The organism is Pseudomonas sp. NPDC087803 (assembly GCF_044742995.1).
Taxonomy (GTDB): domain Bacteria; phylum Pseudomonadota; class Gammaproteobacteria; order Pseudomonadales; family Pseudomonadaceae; genus Aquipseudomonas.
In genome coordinates this window covers 77,080-93,993 of sequence record NZ_JBIUVO010000004.1, presented here as the reverse complement: position 1 = coordinate 93,993, position 16,914 = coordinate 77,080, and the positions used below count along the sequence as shown (strand labels likewise).

At 61.0% G+C, this 16,914-nt stretch carries 16 protein-coding genes and 1 pseudogene; 3 read left to right on the top strand and 14 right to left on the bottom strand.

Annotated features, from left to right (window positions below):
• Positions 1-402: 402 nt before the first annotated feature.
• The 9 genes from ACIOUG_RS06100 to ACIOUG_RS06060 form a co-directional block, all read right to left on the bottom strand.
• Positions 403-1,068 carry a sulfite oxidase-like oxidoreductase gene (locus ACIOUG_RS06100; RefSeq protein WP_401063380.1) on the bottom strand — a complete coding sequence of 222 codons (666 nt, stop codon included), beginning with the start codon at positions 1,066-1,068 and terminating at the stop codon, positions 403-405.
• A 68-nt stretch (positions 1,069-1,136) separates the two neighbouring features.
• Positions 1,137-2,192 carry a substrate-binding domain-containing protein gene (locus tag ACIOUG_RS06095; protein WP_401063378.1) on the bottom strand — a complete coding sequence of 352 codons (1,056 nt, stop codon included), beginning with the start codon at positions 2,190-2,192 and terminating at the stop codon, positions 1,137-1,139.
• 31 nt (positions 2,193-2,223) lie between these two features.
• Positions 2,224-3,249 carry an ABC transporter permease gene (locus ACIOUG_RS06090; protein ID WP_401063375.1) on the bottom strand — a complete coding sequence of 342 codons (1,026 nt, stop codon included), beginning with the start codon at positions 3,247-3,249 and terminating at the stop codon, positions 2,224-2,226.
• On the bottom strand, positions 3,242-4,792 hold the full coding sequence (locus tag ACIOUG_RS06085) for a sugar ABC transporter ATP-binding protein (protein WP_401063373.1): 1,551 nt from the start codon (positions 4,790-4,792) through the stop codon (positions 3,242-3,244). Before ACIOUG_RS06085 ends, ACIOUG_RS06090 begins: the two co-directional genes overlap by 8 nt.
• 8 nt (positions 4,793-4,800) lie before the next feature.
• Complete coding sequence (locus tag ACIOUG_RS06080) at positions 4,801-5,472, bottom strand: methionine ABC transporter permease (protein WP_401063371.1); 672 nt, start codon at positions 5,470-5,472, stop codon at positions 4,801-4,803.
• The gene (locus ACIOUG_RS06075) at positions 5,469-6,269 is read right to left on the bottom strand and encodes a methionine ABC transporter ATP-binding protein (RefSeq protein ID WP_401063370.1); all 801 of its coding nucleotides are present in this window, start codon (positions 6,267-6,269) and stop codon (positions 5,469-5,471) included. Before ACIOUG_RS06075 ends, ACIOUG_RS06080 begins: the two co-directional genes overlap by 4 nt.
• Positions 6,266-7,075, bottom strand: coding sequence for a MetQ/NlpA family ABC transporter substrate-binding protein (locus ACIOUG_RS06070; RefSeq protein WP_401063367.1), 810 nt, complete (start codon positions 7,073-7,075; stop codon positions 6,266-6,268). The genes ACIOUG_RS06075 and ACIOUG_RS06070 overlap by 4 nt, the downstream gene beginning before the upstream one ends.
• Before the next feature lie 27 nt (positions 7,076-7,102).
• Positions 7,103-8,155, bottom strand: a complete 1,053-nt coding sequence (locus ACIOUG_RS06065) for an isopenicillin N synthase family dioxygenase (RefSeq protein ID WP_401063365.1) — start codon at positions 8,153-8,155, stop codon at positions 7,103-7,105.
• A gap of 215 nt (positions 8,156-8,370) precedes the next feature.
• On the bottom strand, positions 8,371-9,306 hold the full coding sequence (locus ACIOUG_RS06060) for a Gfo/Idh/MocA family protein (protein ID WP_401063362.1): 936 nt from the start codon (positions 9,304-9,306) through the stop codon (positions 8,371-8,373).
• Between the two features lie 248 nt (positions 9,307-9,554).
• Here ACIOUG_RS06060 and ACIOUG_RS06055 point away from each other — a divergent pair, with 248 nt between their 5' ends.
• Positions 9,555-9,818 (top strand): hypothetical protein, encoded by a 264-nt coding sequence (locus ACIOUG_RS06055; protein WP_003224234.1) that lies wholly within the window; start codon positions 9,555-9,557, stop codon positions 9,816-9,818.
• Positions 9,815-9,973: pseudogene (locus ACIOUG_RS06050) on the top strand (cell filamentation protein Fic); the annotation flags it as partial. The gene ACIOUG_RS06055 and the pseudogene ACIOUG_RS06050, both read left to right, overlap by 4 nt.
• 304 nt (positions 9,974-10,277) lie before the next feature.
• Here the strand turns inward: ACIOUG_RS06050 and ycaC are convergent.
• Complete coding sequence (gene ycaC, locus ACIOUG_RS06045; protein WP_007966399.1) at positions 10,278-10,910, bottom strand: isochorismate family cysteine hydrolase YcaC; 633 nt, start codon at positions 10,908-10,910, stop codon at positions 10,278-10,280.
• A 506-nt stretch (positions 10,911-11,416) separates the two neighbouring features.
• On the opposite strand from ycaC, the gene ACIOUG_RS06040 reads away from it, so the two are divergent.
• Positions 11,417-12,175 (top strand): helix-turn-helix transcriptional regulator, encoded by a 759-nt coding sequence (locus ACIOUG_RS06040; RefSeq protein WP_401063359.1) that lies wholly within the window; start codon positions 11,417-11,419, stop codon positions 12,173-12,175.
• A gap of 60 nt (positions 12,176-12,235) precedes the next feature.
• On the opposite strand, the gene ACIOUG_RS06035 is transcribed toward ACIOUG_RS06040, so the two are convergent.
• The 4 genes from ACIOUG_RS06035 to macA form a co-directional block, all read right to left on the bottom strand.
• Complete coding sequence (locus ACIOUG_RS06035) at positions 12,236-12,595, bottom strand: DUF6124 family protein (RefSeq protein WP_401063357.1); 360 nt, start codon at positions 12,593-12,595, stop codon at positions 12,236-12,238.
• 140 nt (positions 12,596-12,735) lie between these two features.
• Entirely contained in the window at positions 12,736-13,110 is a 375-nt protein-coding gene (locus ACIOUG_RS06030) for a DUF6124 family protein (RefSeq protein ID WP_401063354.1), read from the bottom strand.
• 653 nt (positions 13,111-13,763) lie between these two features.
• On the bottom strand, positions 13,764-15,719 hold the full coding sequence (locus tag ACIOUG_RS06025) for a MacB family efflux pump subunit (protein ID WP_401063351.1): 1,956 nt from the start codon (positions 15,717-15,719) through the stop codon (positions 13,764-13,766).
• A gap of 2 nt (positions 15,720-15,721) precedes the next feature.
• Entirely contained in the window at positions 15,722-16,870 is a 1,149-nt protein-coding gene (macA, locus tag ACIOUG_RS06020) for a macrolide transporter subunit MacA (protein ID WP_401063349.1), read from the bottom strand.
• Positions 16,871-16,914 lie beyond the last annotated feature (44 nt).

The window sequence follows — 16,914 nt, the reverse complement described above, 5'->3', positions numbered from 1 at the left end:
ACCCGGCCGTTGCCGACAATAAGGGGTCGGCAATCAATGCACGGCAATGTCTGCTGTAGTTTTAGAAATCAGGAAGGCGGTGAAAGCTTTTTAGCGTGCTTAGTCAATAAAGCGCAGGATCCCCAAAGTTAGTTGTTTCCCCATGAACACCGATGCTAGACGGGCGGAGGCTCGCCGTAAAAGAACCAATAACACTTAGGTTAGATCGCTCTAAAGGACAGCTCTTAGTTCAACACAAGTGTTGCTGGACCAACAGTTGATGCAACTAACAAACAACGATTACAACTGCAAAAAAGATCCCTGTGGGAGCTGGCTTGCCAGCGATAGCGGTGTGTCATTCAACAGAAACAGTGACTGAATGGACGCCATCGCTGGCAAGCCAGCTCCCACAGGGTGGTTGTATTAGTCGAATTCCTTTTCCAGCCAGGCATCCTCGGCAATGTCCAGGGCCTGCGCACTGAAGCGTTGTTCCGCAAACGGATCAGCGTGCAGGTGAAAGCCGTTGCGCTCCCAGAAACCGGGTTGTTCTTCGTCGACAAACTCCAGACCGCGCAACCATTTGGCGCTCTTCCAGAAGTAGCGCCCGGCGACCACCAGCCGCAGTGGCCAGCCGTGCTGGGCGGTCAAGGGTTGACCGGCGTAATGGGTGGCGAGCAGGCTGTCCGGGTGCAGCAGGTCGTCGAGTGCCAGGTTGGTCTGATAGTCGTGATCGGCGTGGGCCATGACGAAACGCGAAGCGGGCTGAATCTCGAACGCGCTCAGCAGATCCTGCAAATGCACCCCGCTCCACTGCGTGTCGAACTTCGACCAGCGTGTCACGCAATGAATGTCACATTGCACCTGGCGTTGCGGCAACCTTTGCAGATCAGCAAAACTCAACTCGACGACACCCCCGACCTTGCCGAACAGGCGCAGTGACCAGGTTGCCAATTCATACTCCGGCACCGTGCCTTCGTGGAGAATCGGGAACCGCTCCGTCAACACCTGCCCCGGCGGCAAGCGTTGACCAATCGCCGGGTCAGCCTTAGGTGCGCGGCTGTTGCGCAAGCGCATGGCTTTGTTGTGCATATTCACTCCCAAGCGCGCCAGAAGGCCTGCCGCGCATATAGCGCATCACCCAGTGAAAACGTCTGCATTCAGTTCGCCACAGGAATCCATTCGGCCCGCGCCACGTTGGCGGTATCACCGAACGCCGGGAGTTTCTGAGACAAGTCGCGGACGTTTTTCACGTCCAGATCGAGCAACTGCTGACGGGTGATCAGGGTCGGTGGCACCAACACCTGATGTCCCGGATTTTCGCCGGCAATCAACATCGCCAGACTGCGCACGCTGATCGCCCCCGCCACTTGCGGATTGACCGCTGCGGTCGCCGCCCAGGCGCTGTCCGGTTCTTTCATGATCTGAATGTCGGCGGTGGAAATGTCGGCGCTGTAGATCTTCACCTTGCGCCCCAGCCCGGCCTCGTCGACGGCGATTTTCGCGCCTTTGGCGAACTCGTCGAACGGCGCGAAGATCACGCTGATATCCGGATTGGCCCGCAATACAGCGCTGGCCTGATCCGCCACCGAGTTGGCAATCGGCGGATTGAGCGTGCCGAAACGCGCCTTTTCGATGATGCCCGGATTGGCCTTTTTCACCTGACTCCAGATCTCGTCGCGGCGCTCCATCGGCGTGAAGCCGCTGATGTACACGTAACCGGCATCGAACCGCGTGCCGTTGTCCTTCACCGCCTGATCCAGCGCCAGTCGCGCCAGTGCATGGTGATCCTGTTCGACCTGAGTCACGTGCGGACTGTTCAGATCAACGTCGAACGCCACCACCTTGATGCCTTTGGCGATCGCCCGGTCAATCGGTCCCTTGAGGGTTTCCGCCAGGCCCAGTTGCACGATGATCCCGTCGACCCCGAGGTCGATCGCCTGATCGATCATCTCGCCCTGACTCGCCGCCTGCTGCCGCGCATCGAACACCCGCAGATTGGCGCCCAGCGCCTCGGTCTGTTTCTCCACGCCGCGCAGGTACGCCTCGGGAAAGTCCCCGGAAAACAGATAGCCGACCAGCGCGATCTGCACCTGCCCTTTGTCGAACGGCGCCGGAGCCCCCGGTAATGCCTTGGCCTGAGCGCTCAAAGCCAACGCCGAGAGCACCGCGCCGGCGAGGCAATGGCGTGCGAACTGCTTGATTGAACCGTGCATACATCTTCCTTGCAGCGACAAATGAACCGGCTCAGCGCGCCCGATGCGCGAGGCCGAAGGTGAACATCAGGGCCAGCACCAGCACCAGTCCCTTGACGAAATCCTGTGCGTAATACGGCGCGTTGAGCATGGTCAGGCCATTGAGCAGCGACGCTACCAACAGTGCGCCGACCAATGTGCCGAAGGCATTGGGCTTCTTCGCCCCGAGCACGGCAAAACCGATCAGCGCCGCGCCGAGGGCGTCCAGCACCAGACCATTGCCGGAGCTGACATCGCCCCGGCCCAGGCGCGCCGCCAACAGCAAACCGCCGAGCGAGGCGAGCAATGCCGAGAGCACGTAAGCGAGCAGCTTGAAGCGTTGCACTGGCGCGCCTGCCAATCGCGCTGCCTGCTCGTTGCCGCCAATCGCATAAAACAACCGGCCGATGCGCGTGCGCTCAAGAAACAGCCACACCGCCAGCGCCACCAGCGCAGTGATCAACACCGGCACCGGCACCACCTCCCACAAGCGCCCGCGGCCAAGGGCGAGAAACGTCGCACTGAAGGTGCCTTCGGTTTCCACGCCGCTGGGCAAGGTCATGCCCACCGCAATCGAGCGCCCACCCGTGGGAATCAGTTGCACGCCGATCACCAGAAACATGCTGCCCAGCGTTGCGAGAATGTCCGGCACCCGCAGCTTGACGATCAGCCAGCCATTGAGCAGCCCGACCAGTGCGCCACCGGCCAGACTGATCAGCACCGCCGGCACCGCGCCCCAGCCGAGCACCACCATCACGTAACTGGCGATCATCAGGCTCATCGCCGCCACCGCCCCAATCGACAGATCAAGTCCGCCGACGGCCATGGTCAGGGTCACACCGAGGGCCAGCAGCGCGACGATCGACACCGACTGCAAGATGCTGAACAGATTGCCGACGCGCAAAAACGCCGGCTCCGCGACACTGAAAAACACCACGATCAGCGCCAGCAGCCACAACAGACCGTAGCGGATCAGCGCTTGCAGCAGGCGCTCGGCGGGTGCCGTAGCGGAAGACAACAATGAACTCGAATCAGGCACTCGCTCTGCTCCTTGGCGTGGCGTGAAAGGGATTTTCGCTAGCGTCGCTGCCGGCCAGCGCGGCGACCAGGGTCGCGCGCTCAAGACCGGCACGCGGGTATTCGGCGACCACCGCGTGATCGCGCACCAACAGAATGCGGTCGGCGATTTCCAGGGCTTCATCGACATCGGCGCAAATCACCAGGGTCGCGCGGCCGCCGGCACTGTCGCGCAGCAGCTGGCCAATCTCGCGGCGGGCGCGCACGTCGACGCCCTGAAACGGCTCGTCGAGGATCAACACCCGCCCGTCCCCGAGCAGCCAGCGACCAAGCACAACCTTCTGTTGATTGCCGCCGGACAGCGCGCTCATCGGCACCTCGATACCGGCGGTCTTGATCCCCAGCGCCGCGACTTGCGCCTCGACCGCTGCCGCTTCGGCACGGTTGCGAATGAACCCGGCTCGGGTGAAGCGCTGCAGAAACGGCAGCGTCAGGGTGCGGCGCAGGGAGAAATCCGGCACCAGCGACTGACTGGCGCGATCCTCCGCCGCGAGAAACACACCGCTGCCAATCGCCGCCCTTGGCGAACCCGGCAGCCAGTCCACGCCGTCCAGTTGCAGGCTGCCAGCCACGGCTTTGCGCAAGCCGAACAGCACTTCAGCGATCTCGCTTTTGCCGGCGCCGAGCAGCCCGGTCAGCACCACCACTTCGCCTTGGTGCAGGTCGAAATCGAAGCGCATGGAGCGCGGCAAAATCTGTAAACCGCGCGCACCAAGGACATTTCGGCCCACGCTGCCGGGCGTGTAGACATGCCCGTCCAGCGCCTGCCCAAGCATGGCGTGTACCGCTTCCGGCAACTGCCGCGCACTGAATTCTCCGGCCAGTCGCCCATCGCGCAAGACAATGGCGCGATCAGCCACCCGTTGCAGATCGGACAAGCGATGGGAGATATAAACAATCGCCACGCCACGGCTGCGCAGGGTGTCGATCAGCCCGAACAGCCGTTGCGCCTCGGCGTCCGACAACGCGGCGGTCGGCTCATCGAGAATCAGCAGACGCGGTTGCAAGGCAAAGGCCCGCGCCAGCACCACCAACTGCCGTTCGGCCTGGCCCAACTGTTCGATCGGCTGCTCCAGCGGCAACACCAGACCCAGCCCGGCGGCGATGCTCGCGGCGCGCTCCAGCAGACGTTGGCGATTGAGCCAGAAGTCTGCGTCGGGCTTGCACAACTCATCGAGCAGCAGGTTTTCTGCCACGCTCAAACCGGGCGCAATGCCTTCGTTGATCTGCTGATGCACCGCGACAATTCCGACCCGGCGTGCCGACAGCGGCGAACCGAACTGCCGGGGCTGGCCGTCGATGTAAATCTCGCCGCCGTCGGCGCGCTGGCTGCCGGCAAGTATCTTCACCAGCGTCGATTTGCCGGCACCGTTGGCACCGAGCAACGCCACCACTTCGGCGGGATGAATCTGCAGGCTGACACCATCCAGTGCGCGGTTCGAGCCAAAAGTTTTGCTTAGTTCACGCACCTGAATCAGCGGCGCGCGGGCCACGACGACACTCATAAAATTCCTTAACGTCGATGGGCCAGCGAACGTACCAGCCGGTCGCCCAGGCTCTGCACGCCTTGCACCAGAATGACCAGCACCACCACGGTGGCGACCATCACTTCATTGTTGAAACGCTGATAGCCGTAACGGATCGCCAGATCGCCCAAGCCGCCACCGCCAATCACCCCGGCCATGGAAGAAAAGCCGATCAGCATCACCAGCGTCAGAGTGATCCCCGCGAGCAATGCCGGCAGCGCTTCGGGCAGCAGCACTTTGAAAATCACATGGCGGATATCGCCGCCCATGGCGAGGATCGCTTCGATGCGGCCCTTGTCGACTTCATCCAGCGCGTTCTCGACGATCCGTGCAAAAAACGGAAACGCGCCAATAGTGATCGGCACTACCGCCGCGGTGCTGCCGAGGGTGGTGCCGACCAGCAGACGCGTCAGCGGAATCAGTGCGATCAACATCACCACAAAGGGCAGCGAGCGCCCCAGATTGACCAGCGAACCCAGCGCGGCATTGAGCCGTGGCAGCGGCCACAGTCCGTCGCAGCGACTGACAAACAGCAACACCCCCAGCGGCAAACCGATCAGCAGCGTGAACAGCCCGGCAAGCAAGACCATGTACAGGGTTTCGCCGGTGGCGTTGAACAGCAGTTGCAGGATTTCATTCCAGTCGATGCTGCGGTTCATGATTGCGCCGCCCGCACGCCGTATTGCTTGAGGAAGCTGAGCCCGGGGATGTCGTGGCCCAGCGGCAATCCGCAGGTCGGACGCAACGAAGTGCCCAGACTCGATTGCGGATTGGCGAGCAAGCGCGGCACCGGCCCGGCCTCGACCAGGCGTCCGTCCGCCATCAACGCCGCGTGATCGCAGATCGACTTGACCACCTCCAGCTCATGGGTGATCAGCACAATGGTCACGCCCAGTTGCCGGTTGATGTCGCGCAGCAGGTCGAGAATCGACGCGGTGGTTTCCGGATCGAGCGCGCTGGTAGCTTCGTCCGACAGCAGATACGCCGGCTCCGCCGCCAGGGCACGGGCAATCCCCACCCGCTGTTTTTGCCCACCGGACAACTGCGAGGGAAAAGCTTGCGCCTTGTCGGTCAAACCGACCAGTTCCAGCAGCTCACGCACCCGCACATGGCGCCACGGTTTGCCGACGTTGGCGATTTCCAGCGGCACGGCGATGTTGTCGAAGACGGTGCGCGAGTGCAGCAGATTGAAGCCCTGGAAAATCATGCCGATGCGCTGCCGCTGGCGGCGCAGGTCGCTGGCAGACAGCGTCAGCAGATCCACACCGTCGAGCAGGATTCGCCCGCTGTCCGGGCGTTCGAGCAGATTGAGACAGCGCAACAGGGTCGACTTGCCTGCCCCGCTCCGCCCGAGGATGCCGTAGATCGCGCCGTCGGGAATACTCAGCGACACCTGATCCAGTGCCGGTGCCGGCGCCGAAGGGTAGGTCTTGCTCAACTGCTCGACGATGATCATGGCTTGGCATCCACCACCGGGATCACCGAACCGTTGAAGTTTTCGGTGATGTATTTCGCCACTTGCGGCGAGGTCAGGTCTTTGGCCAGTTGCGCGATGCGCGGATCGTTCTGCAGTTTCGGCGTGGTCACCAGAATGTTGGCGTAGGGATTGTGCTCGGCCTTCTCCAGACCCAGCGCGTCCTTGGCCGGCACCAGTCCGGCTTCCAGTGCGTAGTTGCCGTTGATCACCGCCAGATCGACGTCGTCCAGCGCCCGGGGAAGTTGGGGTGATTCGATTTCGAGGATCTTCAGCTGTTTCGGGTTCTCGGCGATGTCCTTGGGCGTGGCCTGATCGGCCGCCGGATCATTGAAACCGGGCTTGAGTTTGATCAGCCCGTTGTCCTGCAACAGGTACAGCGCACGGCTCAGGTTGGTGACGTTGTTGGGCAAGGCCACGGTGCCTTTCTCCGGCACCTCGGCGAAGCTCTTGTGCCGGCGCGAATAAATGCCCAACGGCTCGATATGCACCGTGGCGGCCACCGCGAGTTTCTGCCCCAGCGCTTGTTCCTGGGATTTCAGATACGGCAGATGCTGGAAGTAATTGGCATCGACATCGCCATGCACCAACAGCTCGTTGGAGTTCACGCCGTTGGGAATCTCGATGACCTTGAGGTTGAGTTGCGGATCGATCTTCTGGATGTACGCGAGAATCTGCGCGTGGGGCACCGGGTCGGCCGCCACCCGCAACGGCTCCAGTGCCTGCGCGCCGAACGAAGTCACCAGCGCGCCGAGCACGGCCAGGGTCAAACCTGCTTTTTTCAACATGTGCGGAGTCCTTGAGCGAGTGATGAGTCAGGCGTTGGCGGTCTTGCGCAGCGTTGCGGCGGGCATCAGCGCATCGGCATAAAAGCGTCGGGCGACGTCGGGATGCGAACGCAACCGGCCCTTGAGGTAGTTCCAGCCGACATCGCGAAACAACGGGTTGAGCGGATCACTTGCCGGACCACGCGCTTCGCGCAACAGCGCGGTGGGCAACGGATACAGCGGTACCACGGCATCGAGTTGCGCGCCGAGGAAAAACGCAATCGACAGGCGCTCGCTGCCTTCGGGCGGCGACATTACCCGATGCACCGTGGCGCGCAGATAACCGTTGCTGGCCAGTTCCAGCAGTTCGCCGATGTTCACCACCAGCGTGTTGTCGCGGGGCAGCGCATCAATCCAGCGCCCCTCCTCGACCTCCACTTGCAACCCGGCCTGCTGGTCTTGCAGCAGAAAACTCAGGAAACCCGAATCCTTGTGCGCGCCAACGCCTTGCTGGCTCGCGTTGGCGGCCTGGCCTGGATAGCGCATCAGTTTGATGTGTTCGTTGGGCTTGTCGCCGTACAACTGATCGAACGCGTCCGCCCGCAGCGACAGCGCCTGGGCGAAGGCACGCAGCAGACGCAGCGCCATGCGCGTCATCGCCTGCTGCCATTCGAGCAGCAGCGGTTTTAGTTCTGGCAGCGCCGCCGGCCATTGGTTGGGCCCCTGCAAGCGCGCCCACAACGGGCTGTCCGCGTTCAGCGGCAACGCTTCGCGCTCGGCGCCGAGATCGAACTGCTCACGCCAGTCGGGTTGACCACGGGTGATCTCGGAAGCGGCACGGTTGTACCCGCGAAAGTGCGGCGAATTGATCATGCCGACCGCGGTCTTTTCCTGCTCGGACAAGGCGAAGAACTGCCGGGCGTGATCCTGCACCTGCTTGAGCAGGTCGCTGTCGATGCCATGGCCGGTGAGATAGAAAAAGCCGACGTCACGCGCGGCGTGACGCAGGTTTTCAAGAAATTCATAACGCTGTTGCGCGGTGCCTTCGAACAATGAAAGGTCCAGCGTCGGCAGCGTGGTGATATCCAGGGTATGCGGCATGATTCACTCCCGTGTGAACCAAACCTGAAGAGCCTTTGATCGATTCAGCGTGTGCCGTCATGGCAATCGGGGGTCTATCGGTTTGATGCGTTTGATTCGTCGTGAGACAAAACTAAACGATCTTAAAAACCACGAACAAATACCCTTTTTGCATTAGCTTAGGCCTGGCGCTCAGGTTCGCAGTCATCGCGTAACAGCTATCTCGCTTGAACTGATCAGCGTGCCGGGTCATAAAACGGTTCGACCGACACCCGGCTGCCGACAAAGAAACTGTCAGCCACCAGCCGCAGTGGCTGCAGATCCACGTCGCTGGCCCGATCGCCAATCAGTTGCTGAAAGTGCCGATACACCGCCGTGTACTCGCCCTCTTCCGACACCGCCTGGCGCACGCCGTCGATGCTCAACAGCGCCCCGCCGTTGTCCAGACGCAGCAGCCCTTCGGCGCAGCGAATCTCGATGCTCCAGAGTTCGTCGTGACCGTGATCAAAATCGAACTCGGCCTGCACGTCGAGCCTGTTGGCATCGGACATCTTGATCGACGCGGCAATCGGCGACTGGCAGTTATCCGGTACGCGCAGTTCGGCGGACTCGACAAACAGGGGCTGCGCGAGCAAACGGGTGACTATCGACAAGGCATTGATGCCCGGATCGAAAACGCCCAGGCCACCGGGTTGCCAGATCCACGTCTGACCGGGATGCCACTTGCGCACGTCTTCCTTCCAGTCGATCTGCACGCTTTGCAGCGTGCGGCTGGCGAGCCAGTCGCGGGCGACTTCAATACCGGGGGCGTAGCGCGAATGCCAGGCGAACAACGCACTGACACCCTGTTGCTGCGCTTGACTGACCAGGGCCATCGCTTCGCCCAGCGTGGCGCACGGCGGTTTTTCCACCAACACATGTTTGCCGGCGGCCAGCGCCTGCTGCACCAGTGCGAATCGACCTTGCGGCGGCGTACAAAACGCAATCGCATCCACCTCGGGGCCGTTCTCCAGCAACTCACTCAACGAGTGAAAGTTCTCCACCCCGGCACAGGGTTTGCCTTGCGTGGCGACCGCCACCAAACGAAATCCGGGGTTGGCGTTGATCGCCGGAACATGTTGATCCTGGGCAATCTTGCCGTAGCCCACCAGACCGAGACGGATCGGTTGCATCAATGACTCCTGTTTTTGTCTTGTTGTCGTCAGCGAGTGCGCAGATTAGCCGTAAATGTCTGGGAATACCCAGCTGAGTCTGATCAAAAAACCGCAGAAGCCAGCGCTCACTTCAACGCGCCGGGTAGCATGCGTCAATGTAGCGGCCCGCTTACTTTCCGTATCTTCCCAGCTAGCTGCACGTTAGCTGGCACGCTCACAGAAACGACGCCGTGCTATGCTCCGGGAGAGAAAACGAGGGGTTCCAAATGACCAGATCAGCCACTGAGAGCGTCGCGACTGAAGTTCGCTTGCTCGCCAAAGCCCACAAGGTTACCGCCGACCGTGACAACCTCAGTTGCATGGCGGTGACCATCACACGCCTGGCCGGTGATGTCGTGGAACTGGACGGTGTTGAGCAATTGCTCGTCAACCTCAAAAGAAAAGGCGTTCTGAGCAAGACAGAAATCATGGCCCTGCAAGGCCGCTACTTGCAGGAAAAAAGGCGTTGCAAAAAGCAACTCAGCGCATGAATTTCGACCCCTTCGGCGATTTTGAGACTGAAGGCTATCTTCAAAACTCGCTCAAACTCAAAGATCCCACTGAAGTCAAAGAATCCGAGCACCTCTCATTTGAAGCCAGTATCGACGACGCTCTCGCCTATCTCGCCAAGAAAAAGCCCATTGAGTGACCATCAGTTGTAAAGCCCTCCCTGCGAATCCTCATGACGTTTGAGTTGGGCCGCACGCCTGCAGGCTGACAACGGAAAAAAAGCCTGTTTTTCAGGGCTAATGCTGCTCACTTAAGAAATTTTGCGTTCAATTGAAACCCGTGGCGAGGGAGCTTGCTCCCGCTGGACTGCGTAGCAGTCCCTCTTTTGGGGCCGCTTCGCGGCCCAGCGGGAGCAAGCTCCCTCGCCACAGTCACAGTGTCGGGCTTAAGTGAACAGCATTAACTTTTCAGGGCAGGCTTTCGCGTTCACAACGCTGCAGTCACTTCTGCTGCGCGGTCAACGCCGAATAACTGTTCATCAGGTTGCGGTAGTTCGGAATCCGCTGCGACAGCAGATTGCCCAGCCCTTCGATGTCGTTGCGCCAGTCGCGGTGCAGCTCACAGGCGACCGAGAACCAGTTCATCATTTGTGCGCCGGCCTGGGTCATGCGGCTCCACGCGGCTTGCTGGACGGTGGTGTTGAAGGTGCCTGAGGCGTCGGTGACGACGAATACGTCGAAGCCTTCGGCCAGTGCCGACAGGGTCGGGAATGCTACACAGACGTCGGTCACGACGCCGGCGATGATGATCTGCTTGCGGCCGGTAGCCTTGATCGCCTTGACGAAGTCTTCGTTGTCCCAGGCGTTGATCTGGCCCGGGCGGGCGATGTACGGCGCGTCGGGGAACATTTCTTTCAGTTCCGGGACCAGCGGGCCGTTGGGGCCTTGTTCAAAACTGGTGGTGAGGATGGTTGGCAGGTTGAAGAATTTCGCCAGGTCGGCCAGGGCCAGGACGTTGTTCTTGAACTCGTTCGGCGAGAAGTCCTGAACCAGAGAAATCAGACCGGTCTGGTGGTCGACCAGCAGAACTACGGCGTCGTCTTTGTTGAGGCGGTTGTAGGTTGCAGTGCTCATGGTTGAATCCCTTTTCTTGGTTGTGGTGGTTGGGGTTGCGTTGAACATGGGCACAGATTACTGACACCACCGGAACCGATAAATCGGTTGAAAAGGGTTTAACTGTCAACTCATAACGGACAATCCAACGACACAACACTGACTTGCCGGCCCCCGACTTAATCCGCTTCGGGCATGGGTTTGGCGATCATCAAACTGCACGTTGCCCCATAACCCTGTGGGAGCGGGCTTGCTCGCGAAGGGGTCATTCCAGGCAACCTCTCAAATGACTGACACACCGCTTTCGCGAGTAAGCCCGCTCCCACAATGATCTCGGCAGGCCGCCATTCCTGAGTTCACCTCACAATCCTGTGGATGATGTTATGAGCTAATAACACCTTCATTAAACCGTCTTTCAATCGTTGTACTAGGATAGGATCCACATCCTGACATTGCGCCGACCAGGGAACATGCGCGGCGCAGGTCAGGAATGGGACTGTTTCACCTGCAACTCATGGATGAAGTTTATGAACTCACACCTGTTTCCCCACATCGGTAAAGTCATCGCCAGCACCGGCAGCCGGCACTTTCCGCGGATGCTGCATGACCTGATCCAGACACAATTGGCGGTGGACGCCACACACATTCGCCAGATGCGCGTCGAGCCGGTGGGCCGCCCCGCCCATCGCAACCCGCCGGAAACCGGCAAAGACTCGGCCCAGCAGGCTGAAACGGTATTCTGCGAACAGATTGCCGCACGCTCGAGCGAGCCGATGGACCCGCCAGCCTCGGCCAGCGCCGATGCCTCGCAGCTGCACCTGACCCGGCGCAAGGACGGCTACCGCTACGTGATTTCGGTGTATCGCAACGACCAGTCGCAACATTTCTCGGCTCAGGAGCAGAGTTTGTTGCAGGACATTTCTCCGGTGCTGTTGCCGATGCTGGAAAAACACATTCACGCCCTGCAACCCCACCAGGCCAACACAGAAGACCCGTCGCCCGGCGCTGACGGCGCACAACCGGGCCTGGAAAACCTGCGGCTGCGCTTCAACGAGCGTCTGCAGCAACTGGGCCTGAGCCTGTCCAATCGCGAAACCGAAGTGTGCATCGGCCTGCTCGCCGGGCGCACCGCGCCGGAACTGGCCGAGCAGTTGCAGTTGAAGGTCAACACCGTGGAAAGCTACCTCAAGCGCGCCGCGATCAAGCTGGGAATCAGCGGCCGGCATTCGTTGATGCGCTGGATGTATTCGCCGGAGGACACCAGCCACGCCACCAGCGCAGCCTGAGTCCGTAGCTGAACAAAAAACCGCCGCCCTCCCCGGACGGCGGTTTTTTACATGGGTGGCCTAATCCTTCGGCACGACTCTATCCAGCGCTTGATTCACCGCCAACTCCCCCAGCATCACCACCTGCGCAATGCCCAGCGCCGTATTGCGCCCCGGCCCTTCCAGCGTCCCGGCGAAATCCCCGAGCATGACCGTGGCCGAGGCCAGGGATTCGCAGGCGTTGGCCAGCAGGGATTCGGTATCGGTTTGCGGGTTGACCAGGAACATGCTGCTGGGCGTGTAAGGCGTCGCCATGATTTGCGCGGGCGTGAAGTAGTGGTCGAGGGCGCGTTCGGCGGCTTCGTGGAGTTTTCTCGAGTTGCGGGATTCGTAGGGTGATACCGATTCTGTGATCGGCGGATTGGGTAGGGTTTCGGGCATCAGCTGGAACTCCGATCGAGTTACTTTGAATGGATTACTCACTGTAGGAGCTGCCGAAGGCTGCGATCTTTTGATCTTGATCTTGAAAAACAAGATCAAAAGATCGCAGCCTTCGGCAGCTCCTACAGGGGACCGGGCAATTAGTTCGGGATGCGGCGGGCGTCCAGTACTCGGTTGACCATCAGTTCACTGAGCATGATCACCTGATGCAGCATCAGCATGGCCCGGCGCTGTGGATTGTCGACGACGTCGCCGATATCGCGGGCCATGTCGCTGGCGGCCGCTAACGACTCGCAGGCTTCGACGAGCAAGGTTTCTTCGTCTACGGTGGGGTCGATGAGGAAGATCCTGCTGGACTTGCGTGAGGGTGTTGCAGGGATCGAGATCTTCAGTGCGCCGGAGTTGAGGTAGAGGTTGATGGCACGGTCGGTTGCGGCTTTTATTTTCTGCGGGTCGAGGGCCGGGTCGTACGGGATCGGGTCGACGTCTGGGGGGTTGGGTGTGGCTTTGAACATAGATGAAGCTCCGTATCGGGAAATAGGAGCCATCACCCTCGCTACCAAACGATGGGTGGCGGCCATGCGCGGGTTGGTAGACCGGTCGATACGGAACCCGGCGCTCACGAATGAGCCCCACGCATGTCCACCATATAAAGCTGAGCCGCAAAAAAGAGGCTGCATAAGGTGATGCCACACGACCGTACCGAAATGGGCTACCAAACCCGATCACTGTTTTCCAGTGACAGGGAAACAATAAGCCCAACGCATAGCTCGTGTAAGCCGGCGGATTCTGGCGTACGCGTAGGTAACGGCGCAAGGCGTTGTAGCCGGTATGGCGTAACGGTTCGTGTATTTTAAACGTGGTTGCAGGGTGCGTTTATGTGCGGGGTCTGCTCTGTTGTTTTGATGTTGTCTGGCAGGCCGCCATCGCTGGCAAGCCAGCTCCCACAATTTGACCGAGAGCATTCAGTCAGGGATTGGTCGGCTCGTAGGCCGTCATCGCCAGCAGGCTGGCTCCCACAATTGGATTGGGTGCATTCAGTTGGGGACCGGTTGGCTGTCAGGCCGCCATTGCCAGCGGGCCTGGACGAAAAACAGGGACGGGTTGATGACCCGTCCCTTTCGATTTGTGCACTTCAGGCGCAAGCCCGGCCAAGCAGCTCCGGCAATCAGTCCCGTGCCAGCGCCTCGATCGGGTCCAGGCGCGAAGCATTTCGCGCCGGGACGAAGCCGAAGACGATGCCGATCAGCGTCGAGCAGATCACCGCCGTCACCACCGAAGCCATGGAGAACACCATCTCCCATTCCTTGATGAACACCGAAAACAGGTGGCCGATGGCATACGACAGGGAAATGCCGATGGCCCCGCCGAGCAGGCAGACCATCACCGCTTCCACCAGAAACTGCTGACGAATGTCCGACTGGCGTGCGCCGACCGCCATGCGAATGCCGATCTCGCGGGTACGCTCGGTGACCGACACCAGCATGATGTTCATCACGCCGATGCCGCCGACCACCAGCGAAATCACCGCGATCAGCGACAGCAGCAAGGCCAGCGAGCGGCTGGTTTTCTGCACGGTCTGCATCACGCTGTCGAGGTTGTTGGTGTAGAAGTCCTTGATGCCGTGGCGTTGCAGCATCAATTGGGTGACGTGATTTTCTACGACTTTGCTCGACTGGCCGTCCTTGATCCGCACGCTGATGCTGTCGAGGAAGCGCTGGCCGAGCAGGCGCCCGGCAGCAGTCTCGTAGGGCACCCAGACGTTGAGGGTCTTGCCCGAGGCAAACAGGTTCTTGTTCTCGGCCGCCACGCCGATCACCGTGCACGGCAGGTTGCCGATCAGGATCACCTGGCCCAGCGGATCGACGCCCTCGGCGAACAGCCGATGCCGGGTGTTGTAGTCGATCACCACCACCTGCGCCTGACGCCGCGCATCACTCTCGCTGAAGGTGATGCCCGCCTCCAGTTTGATTCCGCGCACCTGAAAGTACTGCTCGCTGACGCCGTTGATCTGCGCGTCGAGGTCGATGTTGCGATAGCGCAGGAGCATGCTGCGGCCGACCACCGGGGTGGCGCTGTCGACGTAATACAGCTGATTCAGCGCGGTGACATCCGCCGGCACCAGTGTCTCGATCGAGGCGGCGCGCTTGTCGCCGAAACTGGTGCCGGAATAGATATCGATGGTGTTGCTGCCGATTGCCGAAATGTCCTTGAGCACGTAGTTTTTCGCGCCCTCGCCGATCGCCGAAATCGACACCACCGAGGTGATGCCGATGACGATCCCGAGCATGGTCAGCAAGGTGCGCATGCGGTGTGAAATCAGCGCCACCCAGGCCATGTTGAAGGCTTCTTTGAACAGCCCGAGGCTGGCCACCAGGCGGCGGGTCGCCGGGGGTTTTGGCGGCACGTCTTCACTCGGTAGCTGCCCGGTGTCGCGCTGGTTGCGGCGGTCGCTGAGGATTTCACCGTCGCTGACTTCGATGATGCGCTCGGCGTTGGCCGCGACTTTCGGGTCGTGGGTCACCAGAATCACCGTGTGCCCGGCCGCGTGCAGCTCCAGCAGGATGCGCATCACTTCCTTGCCGCTGGCGGTGTCGAGGGCGCCGGTGGGTTCGTCGGCGAGGATCACTTCACCGCCGTTCATCAAGGCCCGGGCGATACTCACCCGTTGCTGCTGACCGCCGGAGAGCTGGCTCGGCCGGTGGGTCAGGTGTCCGTCGAGGCCCAGCCGCGCCAGCAGCTCACGGGCGCGGGCATGGCGTTGCGGCGCGGGTATGCCGGCGTAGATTGCCGGCATCTCGACGTTGTGCATCGCGCTCAGGTGCGGCAGCAAGTGATAGCGCTGGAAGATGAAACCGAAGTAATCGCGGCGCAGTTCGGCCAGCGCCTGATCGTCGAGGTCGCGGGTCTCCTGGCCGTTGATCTTGTAGCTGCCGGCAGTGGCGTAATCGAGGCAGCCGAGGATGTTCATCAGGGTTGACTTGCCGGAACCCGAGGCGCCGATGATCGCCACCATTTCCCCGGCATTGATCGTCAGGTTGATGTTCTTCAGCGCGAGAAATTCACGGTCGCCGGCGGTAAAACTGCGGGTGATGCCGGTCAGTTGCAGTAACGGCTGCGTCATGCTCAAGCCCCCGCCACGGCGGGCAACGGATCACCGATCACCACCCGCTCGCCTTCGCTGAGGCCCTGATTGATCTGCACTTTGACGTTGTTGTTGATCCCGGTCTGCACGTTGCGCGACTGCGCCTGGCCCTTGGCGTCCAGCACCCGCACCGGAAAGCTGCCATCAGCGTTGCGTGGCCCGAGCGCGGCCACCGGCACGGTCAGCACCGATTGCGCGGTATCGAGGACGATGCGCACCTGTGCGGTCATCGAGATACGCAAGCGATGGTCGGGATTGGGCACCTCGAACAGCGCGTTGTAGAACACCGCGGTGTTTTGTTTCGGGGTGCCGGCCGGCGGCGTTTCGAGGAAGTTCTGCGGCGCCGGCTCGGTGCCGCGCAGCTTGCCGTAATAGCGTTTGTCTTCACCGAGAATGGTGAAATACACCTCCTGCCCCGGCGCGATGTGAATAACATCGGCCTCCGAGACCTGCGCCTTGATGGTCATGGTGTCCAGATCCGCCAGTTTCAGCAGGATCGGCGCCAGTTGGTTTGCGATCACGGTCTGACCTTCCTGGGTGACGATGCCGACCACGTCGCCGTCGATCGGCGCAACGATCCGCGTATACGCGAGGTTGACCTTGGCGGTGTCGATCTGGATGTGCGCGCTTTTGATCTGCGCGTCCAGCGACAGCAAATTGGCCTGCTGCACCTCGTAATTCGATTGCGCAGTCTCGAAATCCTGGCGCGAGATCGACGCATCTTCCTGCAGGTTCTGATAGCGCTCGTATATCGCCTTGGTCTGCTTCAGCTGGGCTTGCGTGGCACGCTTTTGCGCCTGCAGGTTTTCCTCATCGACCTGCGCCTGACGCAGGGTGTTCTGCAGCACCAGCGGATCGATCTCGGCCAGCCACTGGCCCTTCTTCACCTTGTCGCCGACCTTGACCTTGAGCGACTTCAACTGCCCCGACACCTGAGCGCCGACGTCCACCTGCTTGACGCCTTCGAGCAAACCGGTGGCGAGCACGGTGTTTTCGATATCCGTGCGTTCGACCGGCGCCGTCTGGTATTTCGGCGCTTCGGCGGGTGCCTGCACCGTGTACAGCAGCAACCCGGCCACCGCCGCCAACGCCAACCCCATACCGACTTTGCGCAACTTCGACTTTTCCATAAATAACCACAAGTCCGTTCAGGGATGGACCCGGCCAGCGGCCG

What these genes read in the sequence shown, in the direction of transcription:
- ACIOUG_RS06100 (WP_401063380.1), bottom strand. Translation starts at nt 1,068, where the DNA reads ATGCACAACAAAGCCATGCGCTTGCGCAACAGCCGCGCACCTAAGGCT.
- ACIOUG_RS06095 (WP_401063378.1), bottom strand. Translation starts at nt 2,192, where the DNA reads ATGCACGGTTCAATCAAGCAGTTCGCACGCCATTGCCTCGCCGGCGCG.
- ACIOUG_RS06085 (WP_401063373.1), bottom strand. Translation starts at nt 4,792, where the DNA reads ATGAGTGTCGTCGTGGCCCGCGCGCCGCTGATTCAGGTGCGTGAACTA.
- ACIOUG_RS06080 (WP_401063371.1), bottom strand. Translation starts at nt 5,472, where the DNA reads ATGAACCGCAGCATCGACTGGAATGAAATCCTGCAACTGCTGTTCAAC.
- ACIOUG_RS06075 (WP_401063370.1), bottom strand. Translation starts at nt 6,269, where the DNA reads ATGATCATCGTCGAGCAGTTGAGCAAGACCTACCCTTCGGCGCCGGCA.
- ACIOUG_RS06070 (WP_401063367.1), bottom strand. Translation starts at nt 7,075, where the DNA reads ATGTTGAAAAAAGCAGGTTTGACCCTGGCCGTGCTCGGCGCGCTGGTG.
- ACIOUG_RS06065 (WP_401063365.1), bottom strand. Translation starts at nt 8,155, where the DNA reads ATGCCGCATACCCTGGATATCACCACGCTGCCGACGCTGGACCTTTCA.
- ACIOUG_RS06060 (WP_401063362.1), bottom strand. Translation starts at nt 9,306, where the DNA reads ATGCAACCGATCCGTCTCGGTCTGGTGGGCTACGGCAAGATTGCCCAG.
- ACIOUG_RS06055 (WP_003224234.1), top strand. Translation starts at nt 9,555, where the DNA reads ATGACCAGATCAGCCACTGAGAGCGTCGCGACTGAAGTTCGCTTGCTC.
- ycaC (WP_007966399.1), bottom strand. Translation starts at nt 10,910, where the DNA reads ATGAGCACTGCAACCTACAACCGCCTCAACAAAGACGACGCCGTAGTT.
- ACIOUG_RS06040 (WP_401063359.1), top strand. Translation starts at nt 11,417, where the DNA reads ATGAACTCACACCTGTTTCCCCACATCGGTAAAGTCATCGCCAGCACC.
- ACIOUG_RS06035 (WP_401063357.1), bottom strand. Translation starts at nt 12,595, where the DNA reads ATGCCCGAAACCCTACCCAATCCGCCGATCACAGAATCGGTATCACCC.
- ACIOUG_RS06030 (WP_401063354.1), bottom strand. Translation starts at nt 13,110, where the DNA reads ATGTTCAAAGCCACACCCAACCCCCCAGACGTCGACCCGATCCCGTAC.
- ACIOUG_RS06025 (WP_401063351.1), bottom strand. Translation starts at nt 15,719, where the DNA reads ATGACGCAGCCGTTACTGCAACTGACCGGCATCACCCGCAGTTTTACC.
- macA (WP_401063349.1), bottom strand. Translation starts at nt 16,870, where the DNA reads ATGGAAAAGTCGAAGTTGCGCAAAGTCGGTATGGGGTTGGCGTTGGCG.